Source organism: Oceanicaulis sp. LC35, assembly GCF_052055585.1.
In the GTDB taxonomy this organism is placed as follows: Bacteria; Pseudomonadota; Alphaproteobacteria; order Caulobacterales; family Maricaulaceae; genus Oceanicaulis.
The window spans coordinates 346,167-365,462 of the sequence record NZ_CP170485.1 but is presented as its reverse complement, the minus strand read 5'-3'; the positions used below and the strand labels follow the sequence as shown (position 1 = coordinate 365,462).

Here is a 19,296-nt window from a genome sequence, read left to right as displayed (position 1 = left end):
GTCCCCGGGATGAACCTGCTGACAGCCCTCGCGCCACTCATTGGCGCGCTTGCGGCGCTGTCGGCCCTGTGGGTGGATCATGTCGTGACCCGAAGGCAGACCGGGGCGGCGTCCCGGATCAGCCTCGGGGTATCCGCGATGTCAGGCCTTGCCTGCGCGCTGGCGCTGTTCCTTGCCAACGGGGATTGGGTCCAGACCAGCGCCGCGCTCGCCGCCGGAACCGCGCTTTGCGTCGCCGTCAGTCTTGATCTGAGGCTCGGCCTGCTCGCCGACCTCACCTCGCTCATTCTGGCCGTTGCCGCCTTCAGCCTCGCGCCCGTTCTGACGCCCGGACTTTCACTTGTTGAGATGGTCATTTCCGCCGCTCTTGCGGCTGGCATTCTGGGGCTCGCGGGGCTGTACGGGAGATTGCGTCGGGGCCAGATGGGGCTGGGCGGCGGCGACATCGTACTCGCGGGCGCGCTCGGCCTGTGGTGTGCGCCCGTGACGGCGGCGCTCGGCGTGGCGCTTGGCGCCGGACTGACGCTGCTTGTCGCCCTCTTGAGGGCCGCGGACGGGCAATCGCGTCTTCCGTTCGGACCGGGCCTGGCGGCTGGTTTCCTGCTCGCGCTTGGCCTACAGAGGGTTCTATGACCCTGACTCGTACGCGCGCCGGATTTTCCGTAATGGAGACGCTGGTGGCTGTCGCCTTGCTGGCGATCGCCATCATCCCTCTTTACGCCTTCCAGCAGACGCTAGCGAACGCCGCGCAGCGGCTTCAGACCGCCTCCGACCTTCTGGATGCCCAGGAGAGCGCGCTCGCGATTTTGCAGACCATGGATCCGGTTGCGCAGCCTGCAGGCGAGATGGATCTGGGGGGGTGGCGGTTGAGTTGGGAAAGCCGGGAGCTGGCGTCAGAACAACCCGCCGACGGCTATCTGGGCACGAGCATCTGGGGGATCACCCTGTATGAGGTGGACGCCACGCTGGAACGCGGCGCAACCCGTCATGCCTTCAGCATCCGGCGGGTCGGGTGGATCCAGGTCCGCGACCCGTCCCAGTTCTAGACGCCGTCAGATGAACGGATCTCGCAGTCACCCCGATTGATCTGAAACGACCAGCGGCGGCCAGACGGCGCGTAGACATAGACTGCGCCCGGCGTGCAATAACCGCTGGCCGCCAGACTGGCGCTTTCGTCCACCTGCACATCCCAGCCTTCAGGCGTTGTTGCAGACAAGCGCGCGCTCATCATGTCAGCGTCATAAGGCGTGCTGCGCAGAAAGGCGTCGGCGCGCATTGCGCCGAATTCCGTGACCAGCCCCCGAACGACCTGCTGGGCCTGCTGCCCTGCGATCATGCGCGTAATGGACGGACCGCTCAGGGTCGCCGCCACGCCCAGGATCGCCACGACGACCATGACTTCCAGAAGGGAATAGCCCGGCCGGGTCGCGGATGCGTGGCGTCTGAGCCAGCCCCCCATGGGCTAGAGGCCGATATCGGCGTCGTTGCCCGAGCCGCCTTCCTGGCCATCTCCGCCATAGGAGAAGACCTGACCGCGATCAGAGCCGACGCCCACGCGATACTGATAGGGGCGGCCCCACGGATCATCGGGAAGCCCGCCATCCAGATACGGCCCGGCCCAAAGACCGGAGACAGTGTCGGTCGGCGTTTGCAGCAAGGCCAGACCCTCGTCCTGTGTGGGATAACGACCGATATCCAGACGCATCGTGTCCAGCGAAGTTTCGATCATGCGGATCTGGGTGCGGGCTGCTGTCTGCTTGGAACGATCCAGCTGCCCCAGAAGGCGCGGGCCCACGAGGGTCGCCAGTACAGCGATGATCGCCACAGCGATCAGCACTTCCATCAGTGAGTAGCCCGCGCGCGTCCGCGCTGCGGTGCAGGTGAGCGGCTGAAAGCGTCGAACGAGACTGATCATGAGCGCACCTCGTGCAAGTCAGAAAAGAGCTGAAACGGCATCCCCTCGCCGTACCCGCCAGTCTTACCACCCGCGGAACGGGCAATGAAAGGCGCAAGTGCGGTTTGACCGGTTTTCGCGCGAGCAAGGCGCTGATATAGCTCTTGAACCTGAAGGAGCCGCCCATGACCCGCCATTTGTCCCCCACCGACGCCAACGCCCTCAAGGCTGGCGATGATCATTATCGCGCCTATGTGGGACCGCCCGGGCGGTATGGCCTTCTGGGTCTGTTGCAGATGAACCTTCTGACCGCGCTCGGGCTGGAAGAAACCGACACCGTGCTCGATTTTGGCTGCGGCTCGCTGCGCCTGGGCCGGTGCCTGATCCCCTTCCTGCTGCGCGGCCGGTATTTCGGCATCGAACCGCATGACTGGCTGATCCAGGACGGCTTCACACATGAAACAGGCGGTCAGCTGCGCACCCTGAAGGCGCCGCTCTTCTCCAACGACGCCAATTTCGACTGCACGGTGTTCAACACGCGGTTCGACTTCATCATGGCGCAGTCGATCATCACCCATTCCGGCCCCGATCAGACTGCAAAGCTGATCCGCACAGCGGGCGAAGCCCTCAAGGAAGACGGCCTGTTCCTGTTCAGCTTCATTCTGGGTGAGGATGACACGCCGCTGCCGCAGGCGGAGTGGACCTATCCGCACAATGTGCCCTACCCCAAGCCCTGGCTGGACCAGATCTGCGCCGAGAGCGGACTGACGCTGAAGCTGCTCAACTGGCACCATCCCGGCGCACAATGGGCCGCCATCGCCCGTAATCCGCAACGCCTGGACGCGCTGACCCCCGAGCTGGGACTGGCCGGCAAACCCGCCGAACGCTGGCGCGCCTGATCAGATCGCGGTGTCGTAAAGGCTGGTCATCGCCAGCACGAGGCTGATCACGATCGTGCCCACCACGGCGGCGATGAACAGGATCGCCGCCGGTTCGGCCATCGAGGTAAGCCGTTTGGCCCGGTTGCGGGTCTCTTCCTCATAAAGGTCAGCAACGAACAACAACATCTCGTCCAGACTGGCCGACGCCCGGCCAGTGCGGACCAGATTGACCGTCATGGAATCAAAGTTCGCATGGGTCTTGAGGGCGGCGTCAATCGGTTCACCCGACCGGATCGCCCGACGCGCCTCCACAAGACCCTGCTTGCGACGCGTTGAGGTGACGGCCGCTTCCGCCAAGACCAGCGCGTCCACCAAAGGCGCCCCGCCGGACAGCGCCGTGCCACAGGTTCGCGCCCAACGCGCAATCTCGGACGCGGCCAGAAACCCGCCCACGACCGGCACGCGATGCAGCAGCTCACCCACGGCCGATCGCACGCTCGGTGTCCGGGCCAGCAGGACCACCCCCACCGCAGCAGCAGCCATGACGATCAGGGTTTCGACCATGTGGCCGCGCAGGAAGACGCCCGTCTCGATCACCCAGCGCGACAGGGCGGGTAGCGCACTGCGGTCCTCGCCCAGAAGATTGGCGAAACGCGGCACGACAAACAGGAAGATGAAGACGATGCCCGCCGCCCCCGCCACAGCGAGAAAGGACGGATAGGCGAGTGCGTTGCGGATCTCGGATGCGGACTTGAGGTCCTGCTCCATCTGGGTGGAGATGTCAGCCAGCGCCTTGGGCAAACGGCCCGTCGCCTCGCCCAGCTCGATCAGGCGCGGGGCATACGCAGGAAGGTTCGGAAACCCTTCGCGCATGGCCACGGACAATTGCGTGCCCGAGCGCAAATTTCGGCGCACGGTCAGGGCCTGCTCGGCGAGGTCCTGACACGGCTCGTCCGCGCTCAGCGAATCAAAGGCATCCAGCAGCGGCGTACCGGCCTTCAGCAGGACCGAGAGTTGCCGCATGAAGCGGAACCGATCCTGCGGACGCGCTTTCTTGCGATCATATTTGCGCGGCTCGAGCCCGGCTTCGTTCAGACGGAACGGCGCAATTCGCTGCCCTTCAAGCTGGCGCAGGGCTTCCACCTCATCCGCCGCCGTCAAACGGCCATCCACCTCGGCGCCGTCAGCGTTCAGGCCGCGATAGACATAGGTCGGCATGATCAGTCCTGACCGGTTTCGCGCACGAACAGCGCCATGCGCTGATCGCGGGGGTGGTCCCAATGTCCGATGATATCCAGCCGCCAGCCGGCAGACGTCGCCGCGCGCAGCGCCGTCAGGGTGGTGTCATACGGATCGCGGTCGGGATAAGTCACGACGCCGCCCGGATCGTGCGGGACAGGCGCCTCAGCCGCCACGTCTTCGGGGCGTTCGAAGAAGGTGACGTAGAACCGTCCGCCTTCGACGAACACTGGCGCGAGCGCTTTCAGACAATCGGTCAGACGCGAGATCGGCATATGGGTGAAGACCGACTGGGCAATGCCATAGTCAAACATCACGCCGAACCCCGTCGCATCAAAATCGGGGTTGGCGGTCAGATGGTCGCGCGGCAGCTTGGACGCCAGACCAGCAGGAACGATCTCGCGCTCATACCCCGCATCCAGCAGGTCCTGACTGATGTCCACGCCATAATAGCGATCAGGGTCGAGATACTCGGTCAACGGCACGCCGGCGCGCAGGGAGCCACAGCCCATATCGATGAAACGATGATGGGGCTTGAGCCCCTGATCCAGCAGGAAGCGCTTCTGCAACGCGCCCAGCTCATCCCACATGCCGCCAATCACGGAGCGGTGCTGGCCGTCCGCCACGGCCCGTTTCATGTTCTCAAGGGCGTCATAATGGCTGTAATGCGCACTCATGGAGCTTCCCCTCAGGCCTGTATCTGTTGGCGGGCTTGCCCGGCGCCCAGCACGCGCAGAACTTCGCCGATCGACGTCACGCCCTGGGAGGCCTTGATCAGACCATCCTCGAGCATGGTCAGATATCCGTCCTGACGCGCCGCAGCCAGAAGGCCGGTCGCATCAGCGCCCTCATTGATGGCATGGCGCAAAGCGGGCGTGATCCGCGCCGCTTCGAACACAGCGACCCGGCCCGTATAGCCTTGCCCGCCGCAATGGTGACAGCCGGGCGCGCTACGCCAGCGGGTTTCCAGCGGAAGGCCCTGCGCGCCCTCTGCTCGCGCCTCGGCCAGCATGCGATTTCCCAACGCCTGATCTTCTTCCCCTGCCGGCTGGGCGCAATGCTCGCACAGACGACGCACGAGACGCTGGCCCATCAGGCCACGCAGGGCGGACGAGACGAGGAAGGGCTCAACGCCGAGATCCACAAGGCGCTCAATCGCGGCCAGAGCGGAATTGGTGTGAAGCGTAGAGAGCACGAGGTGCCCCGTCAGCGCGGCTTGCGCCGAGATGGAGGCGGTTTCCCCGTCCCGGATCTCACCGATCATGATGACGTCCGGGTCCTGACGCAGGATCGCCCGCAAACCCTTTGCGAAAGTGTAGCCGATTTCCGACCGCGCCTGGACCTGGGTGATGCCGGCCATGTCATACTCGACCGGGTCCTCGATGGTGATGATCTTGCGCTCGCCATCATTGACCAGTTCAAGGCCGCGATAGAGCGTGGTGGACTTGCCCGACCCCGTCGGGCCGGTGACGAGAATCACCCCGTTGGGCTCTGCAATCAGCTGCTGGAACACGTGCATGGCGTGGCCTTCAAGGCCCAGGCCTTCCAGAGATGGAAGCTCCTGCTGCTTGCGCAGAAGGCGAAGCACCAGGCTTTCACCCCAGGCGCCCGGAAGCGAGGACACCCGCAGGTCGATATCCTGCCCCGCAAAGCGGACCGATTGCCGGCCGTCCTGAGGCAGACGCCGCTCTGCGATGTCCATGTTGGACAACAGCTTGATCCGGCTCGCCACGGCGTCGAACCGGGCGCGCGGCAAGGACTGCATCTGGTGCAACACGCCATCCACGCGGAAACGAATCTGGAAATGGCTCTCGAAGGGTTCGATATGGATGTCCGAGGCGCGGCGTTGCAGCGCATCCTCAAAGACCCCATTCACAAAATCGATGACGGGCGCTTCCTCGGCCATTTCCCGCAGCCGCTGGGCATCATCCATGTCATCGCGCGACTGGACGCGCCCGGCTGAGCGCAGCGCGGACAGGGCGCTGTCGAGCAGGCGATTCGGCCCCAGCACCACCTGAACCGGGCCGGTCGTGGACCGGGACAGGGTTTCATGCAGCGCCGGGTCCATCGGGGCGCGTGAGAAAACGATCAGCCGGTTGGCGCCTGCAGGTTCATCAGACTCAGTGACATCGGAGGTTTCTTCAGCAGCTGTATCCGCTTCAAACCACAGCACAGTGTCGTGCAGCAGGAGCCAGTCCACGGAAACGCCGAGCGCTTCAGCAGCGTGATGATAGGCCTGCGCCGCTTGAGGCAGATGCTCGGGACGCACCACCGGAATGTCGAGTTGATCCGACAGGACCGAGAGCAGGATGTCTTCAGACACCGCGCCCAGACGCAGCAACGCCTGACCGAACAGGGCGCCAATCTCGTCCTGATAACGGGCGGCGCGCTCCAGATCGACTGCGCTGACCAGGCCGCGCTCCAGCAGAATGTCGCCAATCCGTCGGTGATCCATCAGCACACCCGTACTCTAAAGGCCCGCGTTCAGTCCGGGCGGGCCAGCATACTGCATCTGACAGGGCGGGAAAGCCGCCGCTCTCAGCCAACAGCCTTAAATCACAAAAAGAAAGGGCGGCCGAAGCCGCCCTTTCCATCCATTGATCCGAAGATCAGAAGGATTAGCCGTTGTCGTCACCCATGTCGGTCAGGGTGCCGTTGGCGCTGAAGATGAAGCGACGCACGGTCACGCCAGCTGCTTCAAAGGAGAAGGTGACGTCGGCGCGGCCGAAGGCAGAGCCCACAGCAGCTTGGATGTCGTCTTCGGTGATCAGCAGCTCACCGTTGGTCAGGGTGTTCGACGGGGTCAGCACGTACTCGCCGTCCACATCAGCGGTGGAGTTGGCCAGGGTCACGCGGATGGTCGGCAGGGTCGCGCCCAGGCCGACAGCACGGAACATGTTGGCGGCCGAAGCTTCCGTGTCACCAACCCACTCGAAGGTGGTGGTGTTGGAACCCTGACGCAGCAGAGCGTCGAGGTCGGTGTTGTTCACGGCGGTGTCGCCAGAAACGGTCAGATCAGACGCGTTCGGAGAAGACACGGTGAAGACTGCGGTCGGTTGCTGGTTAGCAATCGGAGCAGCGTCAGCGCCGGTGGCTTCGTTGGCGATGATGTTGATCGACGCACCGTCGAACTCATCCATTTGAGCTGCGGACAGATCAAAGGTAGCCACGCCAGCGACCAGATCTTCGGTGACCGGAACAGCAAGGCCCAGGGTCACGGAAGCCAGACCAGCCGGTTGCGGGAAGGTCACGGTCAGCTCGCCGCCGTCAACTTGCGCGTCGTTGGAGGAGTCAGCTGCAGTGTTGAGCGTGTTGTTGGCAGCCACGATGACGCCGGCGGTGTCGGTGCCGGTCAGGGTGCCCAGAATGCCGCCACCCACGAAGGTTTCGTAGCCAGCTGCCAGAGACACAGCTTCGGTGGTTGCATCGTCAGCAAAAGCGTAGGTGAACGCTTGAGCGGTGCGGACATAAGCCTGGGTGCCAGCGGTCCCGAGGTCCACGTCAACAGCGCCGGAACGCAGCACGGTGCCGGTGGACGTCAGAGACATGGTGAAAGACACGTTGCCCGGTGCGGTGATTTCGATCGGGAAACGGAACGCCAGGTCGGCGGCGGCGTCACAAGTGGTCGCGTCTTCGGTGGTGCCGTCCAGAGCGTAAGACACGGTCTGGGTGCCGGTGCCGCCAGCTGCGGAGATGTTGAATTCGCAGGTTGCGACAGCGCCGATGTGGTTGGCGTCAGACAGGTTGCCGTCCCAGGACAGACCGCCGGAGAGGTCGAACTTGATGGTGACGGAGTCGGTCGCGGCCAGAGCGTTCAGAGCGGCAATCTCAAGAGCGCCCAGAGCCAGTTCAACGTGACCGGTCGGAGCAGCTTCAGCCAGATCCAGCTCGGAAGCGAAGACCAGGGACGCGCCGAGGTCGTTGGTCGCGTTGCCGTCTTGGTTGCCGGCAACGATCTGAGCGTTGGCGGTGCCAGTCAGAAGAGCAGCAACGGCAGCGCCGGTAAGAAGGTTAGTCAGTTTCATCTGGGTATCCCCCATTGGTTTAGCCATGGCTGTTCAGCGCCATGGGGACAGTTTGTCATAACGCACCCCTGCAGAGAGTGCTGTCACACGCCCCCCTCAAGCGAGGCGCCGAACGATCGGAATAAAGGCGAGCTGCGGTCCAAGTGTCAACCGATTATTTGGTTTACGGCCCGGGCTGCCACGCCCATCCGGTGTGCTTCTCCGGCGAGTGTCGCCTTCCGGCAACGTCCTCGCAGTTGAAGTGTGTCAGTCATTCTGATCGCTCCTCAGATCTGACCCTGATGGGTAGTGAGAGCAATAGAGGCGAAGGGTTAACAATGGATTTTCTGGCTGCGTCAGCGCCCAATCCGGCCCAGAACCACAACAGCCCGTCTGCCCGCCACCCGATATTGACCCCTTCCAAGAGACCCCTTAGCGATCCCCTAGGAACAAACTCGGGGAGTCGGCGCGATGAGTGATGTCTTGCAAGAATCGATTGAGCTCATGCGTGAGGCGAACTCCTTGCTTGCAGAGGGTCACCACACCCAGGCCGCCCTGCTTTATCAGCAATCACTCAGCCTACAGCCTGACAATGCGGTCGCGGTTCACAATCTGTCCGCCTTGCGAATGGGCGCAGACTCCAACGACCAACGCATTAGCGGCCTGTATCTGTGCCAGGCCGCAGCCACCCTTCTCGGGTCCGATCAGTATCGAGCGGACTACGCACTGGCGCTGACCCACCTTGGCAAGGGGAAGCTCGCCTTGCGGTATCTCCAGGCGCACGCGGACCGTTTCCAGAACAAGGACGCGCTACAACGACTTCAGGGGCAAATCACCGCTTCGCTCGGATTGACGCGAGCCGCCCTCAACAGCGTCCTGAAGCGCAAACCCGCTCCTTTGACATTTGAAGCGCTCAACAAACTCCACCAGAACGGCCAGCATGAGCTGGTGATCTCCAGCGTTCACAAAGCGCTGGATCTGGAAGTGCGCGACTGGCGGATCTGGCATCTGGTCTCAAGCGCACATCGACAATCATCCCAGGCGCACCAGGCCCTCGGCGCCGCCCGCGCCGCCCAGTGCTTCAGCCCAGACGCAGCATCCCTGCACGTCTTCAGCCTGGAACTCATGTCCTTCGGCGGCCTTCACTACATGGCGAATGCCTGCGCCCGCCAGAGCCTTAAAAGGATTGGTGAAGACCCGGAGCTACTCGCAACGGCCGCTTTCGCCTGCGCGCAGGATGAAAAGCCCGAGGATGCCGTCACCCTCTTTGAGCAATCTTCAAAAGCGGCTCGCGAGCACGTCAGATTCCGGTTTGCCTACGCCAACGCCCTTTCCGAAGCGGGACGGCAATCGGACGCCGCCGCAGAGGCGCTCAAACTCGCCCGCGCCCACCCCGAGGATGAAGCCGTTCTCCTGGGAGCGCTACGTATCCTCAACAAGCCGGGCTCCGGGGCTCTGATGAAGGAGGTGTTTGATGTTCTGGACTCCAACGGCGTCAAGATCACCCATCCGGCGGGGCATTTCTTCCGGGCGCTTATGCACCAGGATCTGGGTCAGAGCGACGAAGCGCTGAAAATCGTAGAGGCGCATTTTGATCCCAAATCACCACCCACTGACGAACAGGCCAATTTCGCCATGGTCGCCGGCAAGCTCTACGACAAGGTTCAGGCCTACGACAAAGCCTACGCCATGTACGAGCTGGGCAACCAGATTCACGGGAATCTCAGCGTCAGCCTGGGACGCATCTCACCCAGTGCTTTCCCGGCGCGTGTCCGGTTGCTGTACTCTGACCTGACCTCAAAAGCAGAGGACAGCCTGAGCGCGCACACCGTGAAGAGCGCTCCCGACGCCCCTCAGATCGCCTTCATGTACAGCTTCCCGCGTTCGGGCACGACGCTGCTGGATACGATTTTCCGCACGCACTCTGACATCGAGGTTCTGGAAGAACAGCCAACGATTCGCGATACGCTGCTGGACGCTCATTTCGGCGACGCGCCTCATGAGCATGGCGTCTCCTGGAGCGAATTGCTGGATACCTTCTACAAAACCGAGCCCGAGCGCCTGCAGGAGCTGTATCTGAACAATCTGGCGCGCCTGAACAAGGCGCCGCTAGATCCGGGCAAAGTGTATATCGACAAGATGCCCCTCAACACGCCTTTCGCCCGACTGATCAAGTACATGTTCCCGGATTCCCGGGTGATCTTCTCGGTTCGCGATCCGGCTGATGTCATTACGTCCTGCTTCTTCCAGAACTTCCTGATGAATGACGGCATGTACCACTTCACCTCGGTCGAACGCGCGGTGGCCATTTATGATCAGGTGATGAACTTCTGGGTGAAGGCCGAGGAGATCCTCGACCTCGATGTCAGCTATGTGCGCTATGAAGAGCTGATCACCGATTTGCAGGGAGTGGTGCAACCCATCGTGGAAAGCCTGGGTCTGCCATGGGAAGACAGCTTGGTCGACTTCTGGAAGACCGCGCGCGAGCGTGAAGTGATCCGCACCGCCTCCGCTGACCAGGTGATCCAGAAGCTCTACACCACCTCGAAAGGACGCTGGACCCGCTACAGCGCCCTGAACAACGGGGCCCTGGCGCCGCTGGAGCCCTGGCGCAAGCATTTTGGATACGCGTAAAGCCTGACCATGATTTCACCGCTTTCCAATGATCTGTTCGACGCGGATGGCCCGCTCGTGATCACCCCGCCGCGCTTTGGCGATTCGCGGGGCTGGTTCTCCGAGAGCTATAACCAGCGCCGCCTCGCCGAGGCCGGTTTCACGACGTGCTTTGTGCAGGACAATCTGTCCTTCTCGGCCCACAAAGGCACGTTGCGCGGCTTGCACTATCAGTCCCCGCCCCACGCCCAGGGCAAGCTGGTGGGCGTCATGACCGGCGCGATCCGGGATGTCGTCGTTGATATCCGCGAGGGCTCGCCGTCCTATGGTCGCTGGGCGGCGATCGAGCTGAGCGAGGAGAACGGTCAGCAGCTCTGGGTTCCGCCCGGTTTCCTGCACGGGTTCGTGACGCTGACGGACAACACCCGGGTTGCCTACAAGGTGACGGACTATTACTCGAAAGAGCATGATGGATCGGTGGCGTGGAACGACCCCGATCTGGGCGTCGACTGGGGGGTGGACGATCCGATCCTGTCGGACAAGGACGCCGCCGCCCCGCGCCTGAAAGAAGTCGCCCCGCTCTTCCCGGCGGGATGGGATGGAGCATAAGCATGCGGGTTTTGGTGACGGGCGGATCGGGCTTTATCGGCTCGGCTCTTGTGCGGCGTCTGGTGCTGGAGACCGGCTGGCAGGTGCTCAATCTTGACGCCCTGACCTATGCCGCCTCCCCGGCCTCGCTGGCCGATCTCGAGGACCACCCCAACTACACCTTCCTGCACGCCGATATTCGCAACGCCGACGCCGTCCATCAGGCCTTCGCACAGTTTGAGCCGGACGCTGTGATGCATCTGGCGGCTGAAAGCCATGTGGATCGCTCCATCACCGGCGCGAAGGACTTCGTCGACACCAATGTGCTGGGCACCTTCACCCTGCTTGAAGCGGCGCGCGCCTGGCGCGACGCACGCGGACAGGCGGCGGAGGACTTCTGCTTCCTGCACGTATCGACCGACGAGGTGTTCGGCTCGCTGGGCGCGGAGGGCAAGTTCTCTGAGACCACGGCCTATGATCCCTCCTCGCCCTATTCCGCGTCCAAGGCCGCATCCGATCATCTGGCGCGCGCCTGGGGCCGGACCTACGGTCTGGATGTGCGCGTCTCCAATTGCTCGAACAATTACGGTCCGCGCCAGTTCCCCGAAAAGCTGATCCCTCTGATGATCCTGAAGGCGCTGTCCGGCGAGCCCCTGCCCGTCTATGGCGACGGCTCGAACATTCGCGACTGGCTGTATGTGGATGATCACGCCCGCGCGCTCGAGCTGATCGTCTCACACGGCCAGGCCGGGCAGACCTATTGCATTGGCGGCGACGCCGAGCGCACCAATCTTCAGGTTGTCAGCGCCATTTGCGACCGGCTGGATACGCTTCACCCGACCGATAAAGGACGCAAAGACCAGATCAGCTTCGTGACGGATCGTCCCGGCCACGACCTGCGCTACGCCATCGACGCCAGCACCATCAAGGACCAGCTGGGCTGGGCGCCGTCGGTCGACTTCGAGGACGGGCTGGCCCGGACGATCGACTGGTATCTTCAGCACGAAGGCTGGTGGCGTCCGATCCTGGACAAGACCTATCAGGGCGAGCGTCTCGGACTGAGCGCATGACGTCACAGGCTGTCGACGCCCCCATTCTGGTGATCGGTCGGTCTGGACAGCTGGCGCAAGCCCTGCTCGAAACCGACGCAAAGCTGGTCGCCTGCGGCCGTGACCAGTTCGATCTGGCGCAGGATGACCCGTCGGCGCTGCTCGACGCCCATAAGCCTCACGCCGTCATCAACGCCGCCGCCTATACCGATGTGAACGGGGCGGAAGCCGACCCTGACGCAGCGCAGGCGCTCAATTGCTCCGGCCCGTCCCGTCTGGCCGCGGCCTGCAAGGCGCGCGACATCCATTTCCTGCACGTGTCGACCGACTACGTTTTTGACGGCGCTCCCGGCGGTGCTCCGTACAAGGAAACGGCTCGTACGCATCCGCTGAATGTCTACGCCCGCACCAAACGCAATGGCGAAGACGCCGTAATGACCGCCAACGAGGACGCGATGATCCTGCGCGCCGCCTGGATCTTTGACGGGCGCGGCGGCAGCTTCCTGAACGCCATCCTCAACCGCCTGGATAACGGACTGCCCCTGAAGGTCGTCAACGACCAGATCAGCACGCCCACCTGGGCGCCTGATCTCGCCAGAGCCCTTGTCGGTCTTGCACAGCGGGAAACCCTGCCCAGCGGAGTGTTCCATTTCAGCGGCGGCCCAGCCGCCAGCTGGTATGATTTCGCGCGCGCCGCCATCCGGCTCGCGCAGGCGCATCTGCCTGTGGAACCGGTGATCGAGCCCGTCGATTCCAGTGCGTTCCCTCAACCCGCACAACGCCCGCTCGACACCCGGATGGACGCGCAAGCCTTGCTGGCGACGACCGGAATCGGACCCGGAGACTGGCGCGCGGGCTTGCCTGAAGTGATCGCCCGGCGCTATGAGCACCCCAAGGGTTGAGTGAGCGCGCACCATGTCGAAGACTACCAAAGGGATCATTCTGGCCGGCGGGCTGGGCAGCCGTTTGCGCCCGATCACGCTCGCCGTCTCCAAGCAGCTTCTGCCGATCTACGACAAGCCGCTGATTTTCTACCCCTTCTCGACGCTGCTCCTCGCCGGCATTCGTGAAATCCTGATCATCACCACGCCAGAGAGCAAAGCCGCATACCAGACACTTCTGGGCGACGGCTCCCGCTATGGCGTGAGCATTCAGTACGCAGAGCAGGACAAGCCGCGCGGGCTGGCCGAAGCTTTCCTGATCGGTGAAGACTTCATCGGCGACGACAATGTCGCGCTGATCCTGGGCGACAATCTCTTCCATGGGGCAGGCCTTGTTGAAGGTCTGCGCACCGCGGGCGAATTTGATGAAGGCGCGCTGGTCTTCGCCTATCACGTCGCTGATCCGACGTCCTTCGGCGTTGTCGAACTCGATGATGACGGCCGCGCCATCAGCCTTGAAGAAAAACCCAAGAAGCCGCGCAGCAACTGGGCGGTGACCGGGCTTTATTTTTATGATTCCAGCGTGGTGGAGATCGCCAAATCGATCACCCCGTCCGCCCGCGGCGAGCTGGAGATCACCTCGGTCAACGAAGCTTATATGGAGCGCGGCCAGCTGAAGGTTCAGCTCTTGTCCCGCGGCGTCGCCTGGCTGGATACCGGCACGGTCGAAGGCATGGTGGAGGCGACCGAATATGTGCGCGCCATCGAGAAACGCCAGGGCCTGAAAATCGCCTGCCCTGAAGAGATCGCCTGGCGCAATGGCTTCATCAATGACGAGCAATTGAAGAAGGCCGCCAATTCGATCCCGAACGCCTATGGCGCTTATCTGAAAAACCTCCTGAAAGCCGAACGCCGCTAACTCGTAGACGACAAGGACCTGACCATGACACTCGACGCTCTCGCCCGGTCCTTTGGTCAGATCTGTCTTGAGGCCGCCATCCCGGTGATGGAGGTGTATGAGAGCGATTTCACGGCTGAGCAGAAAGCTGACAAGTCTCCCGTCACCGAAGCAGACAAGCGCGCCGAAATCATCATTCTGAAGGCCCTCGCCGAGCTGATGCCGGACGTGCCGGTTCTGGCGGAAGAAAGCTTTGAGGCGGGCATCCGCCCGTCGGTCGAGGATGAGTTCCTGCTTGTCGATCCTGTGGACGGCACCAAGGAGTTCATCGCCAAACGCGGCGAGTTCACCATCAACATCGCCCTGATCCGCAACGGCGTGCCGGTGGCCGGCGCCGTCTTTGCCCCAGCTCTCAATCAACTCTATCTGGGCGGAGAAACCGCGTTCACCGGCGCGTTTGAGCCTGGTGAGACCCTGGCGATCGACCGTCTGAAACCCGCGAAGACGCGTGAAAAACCCGCCAGCGGCATGACCGCCGTGATGAGCCGCTCCCACGCCGACGATCAGACCAAGGCCTTCGCCGAGGCGCAAGGCGTGACCGAGGCGGTCTCAGCCGGCTCGTCTCTCAAATTCTGCAAGCTGGCGGAAGGCGCCGCCGATCTCTATCCGCGCTTCGGGCCGACCATGGAATGGGATACCGCCGCCGGACACGCCGTGCTCAAGGCCGCTGGCGGCGCCGTCACCGAACCGGATGGCGCACCCTTCCGCTATGGCAAAACTGAAGCGGGCTACAAGAACGGCGCCTTCGTGGCCTGGGCGCAGCCGCCCCGCTAGAAAGCGCAAGCGTTGTCCGGCCTTCCGCCGGACAACGCCTGAAGCCTTTAGCCGATAAAGCCGCGCTCGATCAGCGTCTCGATCACGCGCTCTGCCGCATCTTCCGCAGACATATCGCCCGTCTTCAGATGTATCTCGGCGCTCTCGGGCGCTTCATACGGGCTGTCAAAACCGGTGAAGTTCTTGATCTCACCCGCCTGCGCCTTCTTGTAGAGGCCCTTGGGGTCACGCTCGATACACACGTCCAGCGGTGCATCCACGAAGATCTCGATGAACTCCGCCTCATCCACCAGCTCACGCACCATCTGACGCTCCGAGCGGAAGGGCGAGATGAAGGAGCAGGTCACGATCAGGCCCGCATCCACAAACAGTTTCGCCACTTCCCCGATCCGGCGGATATTCTCCACCCGGTCCACGTCGGTGAAGCCCAGATCCTTGTTCAGCCCATGGCGGACATTGTCGCCATCCAGCGAATAGGTATGACGCCCGGCCTCGGCCAGCTTGCGCTCGACCAGGTTGGCGATGGTGGACTTGCCCGCCCCCGACAGGCCCGTGAACCACAGCACAGCCGGTTTCTGGCCCTTCATGTCAGCCCGACGCGCCTTGTCCACGTCCATGGCATGGGTGTGGATGTTGCTGGCCCGACGCAGCGAGAATTCAATCATGCCCGCACCCACCGTCTGGTTGGTGAAGCGGTCGATCAGGACAAAGGAGCCGGTTTCGCGCTGGTCCTTGTAAGGGTCAAAAGCGATGGGCCGTGACGTCGAAAGCGTGCAAACGCCAATCTCGTTGAGCTTGAGCGACTTGCCCGGCTCTTTCTCGAAGCTGTTGACGTTGAGCTTGTGCTTGAGCGTGGTCACAGACACGGGAGAGGTCTGCCCGCCAGCCTTCAGGAGATAAGACCGCCCGGGCAGCATTTCTTCCTCTGTCATCCAGAGAATTTCGGCTGCGAACTGGTCTGAAACTTCCGGGCGCTTCTGGGGGTCGGCGAGCATGTCGCCGCGTGCAATATCAATTTCCCGATCGAGCACCAGGGTTACGGCATCGCCAGCGCTTGCAGAGGCCAGATCACCATCCGCGGTCACCACACGGCTGATCGTGGCGGTCTTGCCAGAATGGGCGACAATCACGGCGTCCCCCGGCGCCACAGCGCCGGAAGCCACCGTGCCGGAGAAGCCACGGAAATCGAGATTGGGCCGGTTCACCCATTGCACCGGGAAGCGGAAAGCATAGGCCGCCTCCTTGTCGGTGTTGGTGTCCACCCGTTCGAGATGCTCCATCAATGTCGGGCCGTCATGCCATTTCATGGCGTCAGAGCGCGAGAAGATGTTGTCGCCATAACGCGCCGAGATCGGGATCGGCGTGATGGTCGCAAAACCCAGATCCTCGGCGATGGTCAGGTATTCAGACACGATCTCGTGGAAGCGGGCGCGCGAATGCTCCACCAGGTCCATCTTGTTCACCGCCAGCACAGCATGGCGGATGCCCATCATGTTTGCGATATAGGTATGGCGCTTGGTCTGGGTCAGCACACCCTTGCGCGCATCCACCAGAATGATGGCGAGGTCCGCCGTCGAGGCGCCCGTGGCCATGTTGCGGGTGTACTGCTCGTGTCCGGGCGTATCGGCCACGATGAATTTGCGCTTCTCGGTGTTGAAGAAGCGATAGGCCACATCAATCGTGATGCCCTGCTCGCGTTCAGCTTCAAGACCGTCCAGCAGCAGCGCGAAGTCGATCTCCTCACCCGCCGTGCCGTGCTTGCGAGAGTCGCGCTCGAGCACCTTGATCTGGTCTTCGAAGAGAAGCTTGGAATCATAGAGCAAGCGGCCAATCAGGGTGGATTTGCCGTCATCCACGGAACCGCAGGTAATGACCCGCAGCACGCCGTTTTCGCCCGCCCGGGTCAGACGCTCGGAGACTTCAGCGCGGATTGCATCATCAGCCATCTTAGAAATACCCCTCGCGCTTCTTCTTCTCCATGGAGCCCGCCTCGTCGAAATCGATCAGGCGGCCTGCGCGTTCAGATGTCCGTGCCGTCAGCATTTCAAGGACAATATCGTCGAGCGTTTCCGCTTCGCTTTCCACAGCGCCGGTCAGTGGATAGCAGCCCAGCGTCCGGAAGCGGATCTTGCGCATTTCCGGGATCTCGCCGTCCTCGAACACCATGCGCTCGTCATCGACCATTAGGAGCGTGCCATCCCGCTCCACGACAGGTCGTTCGCCCGCGAAGTAAAGCGGCACAATAGGGATGTCTTCTTCCAGAATGTATTGCCAGATATCCACTTCGGTCCAGTTGGACAGCGGGAAGACGCGAATGCTTTCACCCTTGCGAATACGGGTGTTGTAGGTGCGCCAGAGTTCGGGGCGCTGATTGCGCGGGTCCCAGGCATGTGCAGCGTTCCGGAAAGAGAAGACGCGCTCCTTGGCGCGGGATTTCTCCTCGTCGCGACGACCGCCGCCGAAAGCCGCATCATAGCGACCATCATTGAGAGCCTGCAGCAGGCCTTCGGTGCGCATGACCTGGGTATGCAGAGCCGATCCGTCGGTGAACGGATTGATCTGGCGCTGTTTGCCCTCCTCGTTCACCCAGACAATCATGTCGAGCCCGAGCGCCTCGGTCAGCGCGTCGCGAAACTCACCCATGGCCTGGAACTCCCACAGGGAGTCGATGTGAAGAAAGGGGAAAGGCGGCTTTGAAGGAAAGAACGCCTTCATAGCCAGATGCAGCATGACCGTTGAGTCCTTGCCGATCGAATAGAGCATGACTGGTCGCTCAAACTCGGCGGCGACTTCCCGCATGATATGAATAGCTTCAGCCTCAAGCGCCTTGAGGTGCGGGGAGAGTTCGCGTTCGCGCGGCTTGCCGCCGTTCGCAAAGCGCTGCGCATAGGCGTGAATGCGCGACTGGATGTCGGTCATGACGACGTCCCTTAGTCAGGAGAAGAGCAGCGGTTGTGGTAGTCAGTTTAGAAAGGTTTGCAAAGCGGAGAAACCCGACAAACCCTCACCAGTGTGCACCGCAGCATTCGAATGGATAGTGACGATAAAAAACGGGCGACCCCATGCAGGACCGCCCGTCTGGTTCAGCTCTTACATGGGCGCTGAAGCCCCGTGTTCAAGCGGTCGTACCGCTGATCACACTGCGGCGCGCACAGCCGCGATTACCTGCTCGAGACGGTCGCCCTCCAGATAGGCGTCCATCGGAAGCGAAACGACGCGATGGGCCGCGGCTTCGGTCACCGGCAGGCCGCCCGGCATTTGCTTGAACGCGGCGTAGCAATCCTGAAGGTGAAGCGGGACAGGGTAATACACCGCTGTCGGCACTTTCTTTTCGCCCAGGCTGGCGCGGAAGCCCTCGCGATCATCGACTTCAATGGTGTACTGCGCCCAGGTGGAGATACCACCTTCAATGACCTTGGGCGCTTTCACCACATCACCAAAGCCTTTGGCGTAGGCGTCAGCCGCCACATTGCGCGCACTTATTTCGTCTGCGAAGATTTCCATCTTCAGCAACAGCACCGCCGCCTGGATCGTATCCAGACGCGAGTTCAGGCCGATGCGGGCATAGTAATAACGCTCATCCGCCTCACCGTGATTGCGCAGCGACTTCATAAGGTGCTGCAGCTCGTCATCCTGGGTTACCACGGCGCCGCCATCGCCATAACAGCCCAGAGGCTTTGCCGGGTAGAAGCTGATCGTCGCCACATCCGCCCATTCGACCGGATGTTTGCCATTGAGCGTGCAGCCAAAGCCCTGCGCGCTATCTGCGATCAGCTTCATGCCTTCGGCCTTGCAGATCGCCGAGAGCGCCGGGTAGTCCGCTGGCTGACCAAACAGGTCCACCGCGATCACCGTATGCGGTTTCAAACCCTCAGCCTTGGCCCAGGCCACCGCTTTCTCAAGCGATTTGGGATCCATGCAATAGGTCTCGGGATCAATGTCGACAAACACCGGGTGCGCGCCCAGATGCGCCGGCATTTCAGCGGTCGACGCAAAGGTGAAGCTCGGCACGAAGATCGCGTCCTTCTCCCCCACCTGCCAGGCCATGAGCGGCAGTGCGAGCGCATCGGTGCCGTTGGCGCAGGTCAGGGCGTGTTTGGCGGCGCTGAACGCGGCAAGCTTCTCTTCCAGCTCGGTGACTTCCGGGCCGAAGATATAGCGTCCCTCCTCGATCACCTTGGCGATAGCCTGGTCCAGCTTGGGCTGAAGGCGGGCCCGCTGGGCGGCGAGGTCAATGAAAGGCAGCATGATGCGTATTCCTGGCGCAAAGCGAAAAGGGTGATCCTGCTCTTATTGGCTTCGCAGTTTGGAGAAAAGTCACGAAGCCTGTCGTTTTATTTCACCAGCGGCCTGAACGGCCATGTGATTGCATCGGCTCTGCGATCAGCCTACGACCAGAGCACCTGAGCCAGCAC

General features: G+C 62.4%; 18 protein-coding genes. 9 read left to right on the top strand and 9 right to left on the bottom strand.

Annotated features, from left to right (window positions below):
* Positions 1 to 9: 9 nt before the first annotated feature.
* Entirely contained in the window at positions 10 to 633 is a 624-nt protein-coding gene (locus tag ACFELO_RS01705) for a hypothetical protein (protein WP_440958849.1), read from the top strand.
* On the top strand, positions 630 to 1,046 hold the full coding sequence (locus ACFELO_RS01700) for a PulJ/GspJ family protein (RefSeq protein ID WP_440958848.1): 417 nt from the start codon (positions 630 to 632) through the stop codon (positions 1,044 to 1,046). The genes ACFELO_RS01705 and ACFELO_RS01700 overlap by 4 nt, the downstream gene beginning before the upstream one ends.
* Here the strand turns inward: ACFELO_RS01700 and ACFELO_RS01695 are convergent.
* Together ACFELO_RS01695 and gspG are read right to left on the bottom strand one after the other, a co-directional pair.
* Positions 1,043 to 1,459 carry a pilus assembly FimT family protein gene (locus ACFELO_RS01695; protein WP_440958847.1) on the bottom strand — a complete coding sequence of 139 codons (417 nt, stop codon included), beginning with the start codon at positions 1,457 to 1,459 and terminating at the stop codon, positions 1,043 to 1,045. The genes ACFELO_RS01700 and ACFELO_RS01695 overlap by 4 nt on opposite strands.
* Positions 1,460 to 1,462: 3 nt before the next feature.
* The gene (gspG, locus tag ACFELO_RS01690) at positions 1,463 to 1,915 is read right to left on the bottom strand and encodes a type II secretion system major pseudopilin GspG (protein WP_440958846.1); all 453 of its coding nucleotides are present in this window, start codon (positions 1,913 to 1,915) and stop codon (positions 1,463 to 1,465) included.
* Positions 1,916 to 2,079: 164 nt separating this feature from the next.
* Between gspG and ACFELO_RS01685 the strand changes: the two genes are divergently transcribed.
* Positions 2,080 to 2,793, top strand: a complete 714-nt coding sequence (locus tag ACFELO_RS01685; RefSeq protein WP_440958845.1) for a methyltransferase domain-containing protein — start codon at positions 2,080 to 2,082, stop codon at positions 2,791 to 2,793.
* On the opposite strand, the gene ACFELO_RS01680 is transcribed toward ACFELO_RS01685, so the two are convergent.
* The 4 genes from ACFELO_RS01680 to ACFELO_RS01665 form a co-directional block, all read right to left on the bottom strand.
* Entirely contained in the window at positions 2,794 to 3,993 is a 1,200-nt protein-coding gene (locus ACFELO_RS01680) for a type II secretion system F family protein (RefSeq protein WP_440958844.1), read from the bottom strand. It abuts the gene before it with no gap.
* A 2-nt stretch (positions 3,994 to 3,995) separates the two neighbouring features.
* Positions 3,996 to 4,691, bottom strand: a complete 696-nt coding sequence (locus ACFELO_RS01675; RefSeq protein ID WP_440958843.1) for a hypothetical protein — start codon at positions 4,689 to 4,691, stop codon at positions 3,996 to 3,998.
* 11 nt (positions 4,692 to 4,702) lie between these two features.
* Entirely contained in the window at positions 4,703 to 6,469 is a 1,767-nt protein-coding gene (locus ACFELO_RS01670) for a GspE/PulE family protein (protein WP_440958842.1), read from the bottom strand.
* 163 nt (positions 6,470 to 6,632) lie between these two features.
* Entirely contained in the window at positions 6,633 to 8,039 is a 1,407-nt protein-coding gene (locus tag ACFELO_RS01665; protein ID WP_440958841.1) for a hypothetical protein, read from the bottom strand.
* 462 nt (positions 8,040 to 8,501) lie between these two features.
* On the opposite strand from ACFELO_RS01665, the gene ACFELO_RS01660 reads away from it, so the two are divergent.
* The 6 genes from ACFELO_RS01660 to cysQ are packed head-to-tail and all read left to right on the top strand — an operon-like array spanning position 8,502 to position 14,881.
* Positions 8,502 to 10,652: a sulfotransferase gene (locus ACFELO_RS01660; RefSeq protein WP_440958840.1), complete on the top strand. Its 2,151-nt coding sequence runs from the start codon at positions 8,502 to 8,504 to the stop codon at positions 10,650 to 10,652.
* Between the two features lie 9 nt (positions 10,653 to 10,661).
* The gene (gene rfbC, locus ACFELO_RS01655; RefSeq protein ID WP_440958839.1) at positions 10,662 to 11,240 is read left to right on the top strand and encodes a dTDP-4-dehydrorhamnose 3,5-epimerase; all 579 of its coding nucleotides are present in this window, start codon (positions 10,662 to 10,664) and stop codon (positions 11,238 to 11,240) included.
* Positions 11,241 to 11,242: 2 nt separating this feature from the next.
* On the top strand, positions 11,243 to 12,289 hold the full coding sequence (gene rfbB, locus ACFELO_RS01650) for a dTDP-glucose 4,6-dehydratase (protein ID WP_440958838.1): 1,047 nt from the start codon (positions 11,243 to 11,245) through the stop codon (positions 12,287 to 12,289).
* The gene (gene rfbD / locus ACFELO_RS01645; protein ID WP_440958837.1) at positions 12,286 to 13,170 is read left to right on the top strand and encodes a dTDP-4-dehydrorhamnose reductase; all 885 of its coding nucleotides are present in this window, start codon (positions 12,286 to 12,288) and stop codon (positions 13,168 to 13,170) included. The genes rfbB and rfbD overlap by 4 nt, the downstream gene beginning before the upstream one ends.
* A gap of 13 nt (positions 13,171 to 13,183) precedes the next feature.
* Entirely contained in the window at positions 13,184 to 14,068 is an 885-nt protein-coding gene (rfbA, locus tag ACFELO_RS01640) for a glucose-1-phosphate thymidylyltransferase RfbA (protein ID WP_440958836.1), read from the top strand.
* A 24-nt stretch (positions 14,069 to 14,092) separates the two neighbouring features.
* On the top strand, positions 14,093 to 14,881 hold the full coding sequence (cysQ, locus tag ACFELO_RS01635) for a 3'(2'),5'-bisphosphate nucleotidase CysQ (protein WP_440958835.1): 789 nt from the start codon (positions 14,093 to 14,095) through the stop codon (positions 14,879 to 14,881).
* Positions 14,882 to 14,928: 47 nt separating this feature from the next.
* On the opposite strand, the gene cysN is transcribed toward cysQ, so the two are convergent.
* The 3 genes from cysN to ACFELO_RS01620 form a co-directional block, all read right to left on the bottom strand.
* The gene (cysN, locus tag ACFELO_RS01630) at positions 14,929 to 16,827 is read right to left on the bottom strand and encodes a sulfate adenylyltransferase subunit CysN (RefSeq protein ID WP_440958834.1); all 1,899 of its coding nucleotides are present in this window, start codon (positions 16,825 to 16,827) and stop codon (positions 14,929 to 14,931) included.
* A 1-nt stretch (position 16,828) separates the two neighbouring features.
* Entirely contained in the window at positions 16,829 to 17,800 is a 972-nt protein-coding gene (gene cysD, locus ACFELO_RS01625; protein ID WP_440958833.1) for a sulfate adenylyltransferase subunit CysD, read from the bottom strand.
* Positions 17,801 to 18,016: 216 nt separating this feature from the next.
* The gene (locus tag ACFELO_RS01620; protein ID WP_440958832.1) at positions 18,017 to 19,129 is read right to left on the bottom strand and encodes a DegT/DnrJ/EryC1/StrS family aminotransferase; all 1,113 of its coding nucleotides are present in this window, start codon (positions 19,127 to 19,129) and stop codon (positions 18,017 to 18,019) included.
* Positions 19,130 to 19,296 lie beyond the last annotated feature (167 nt).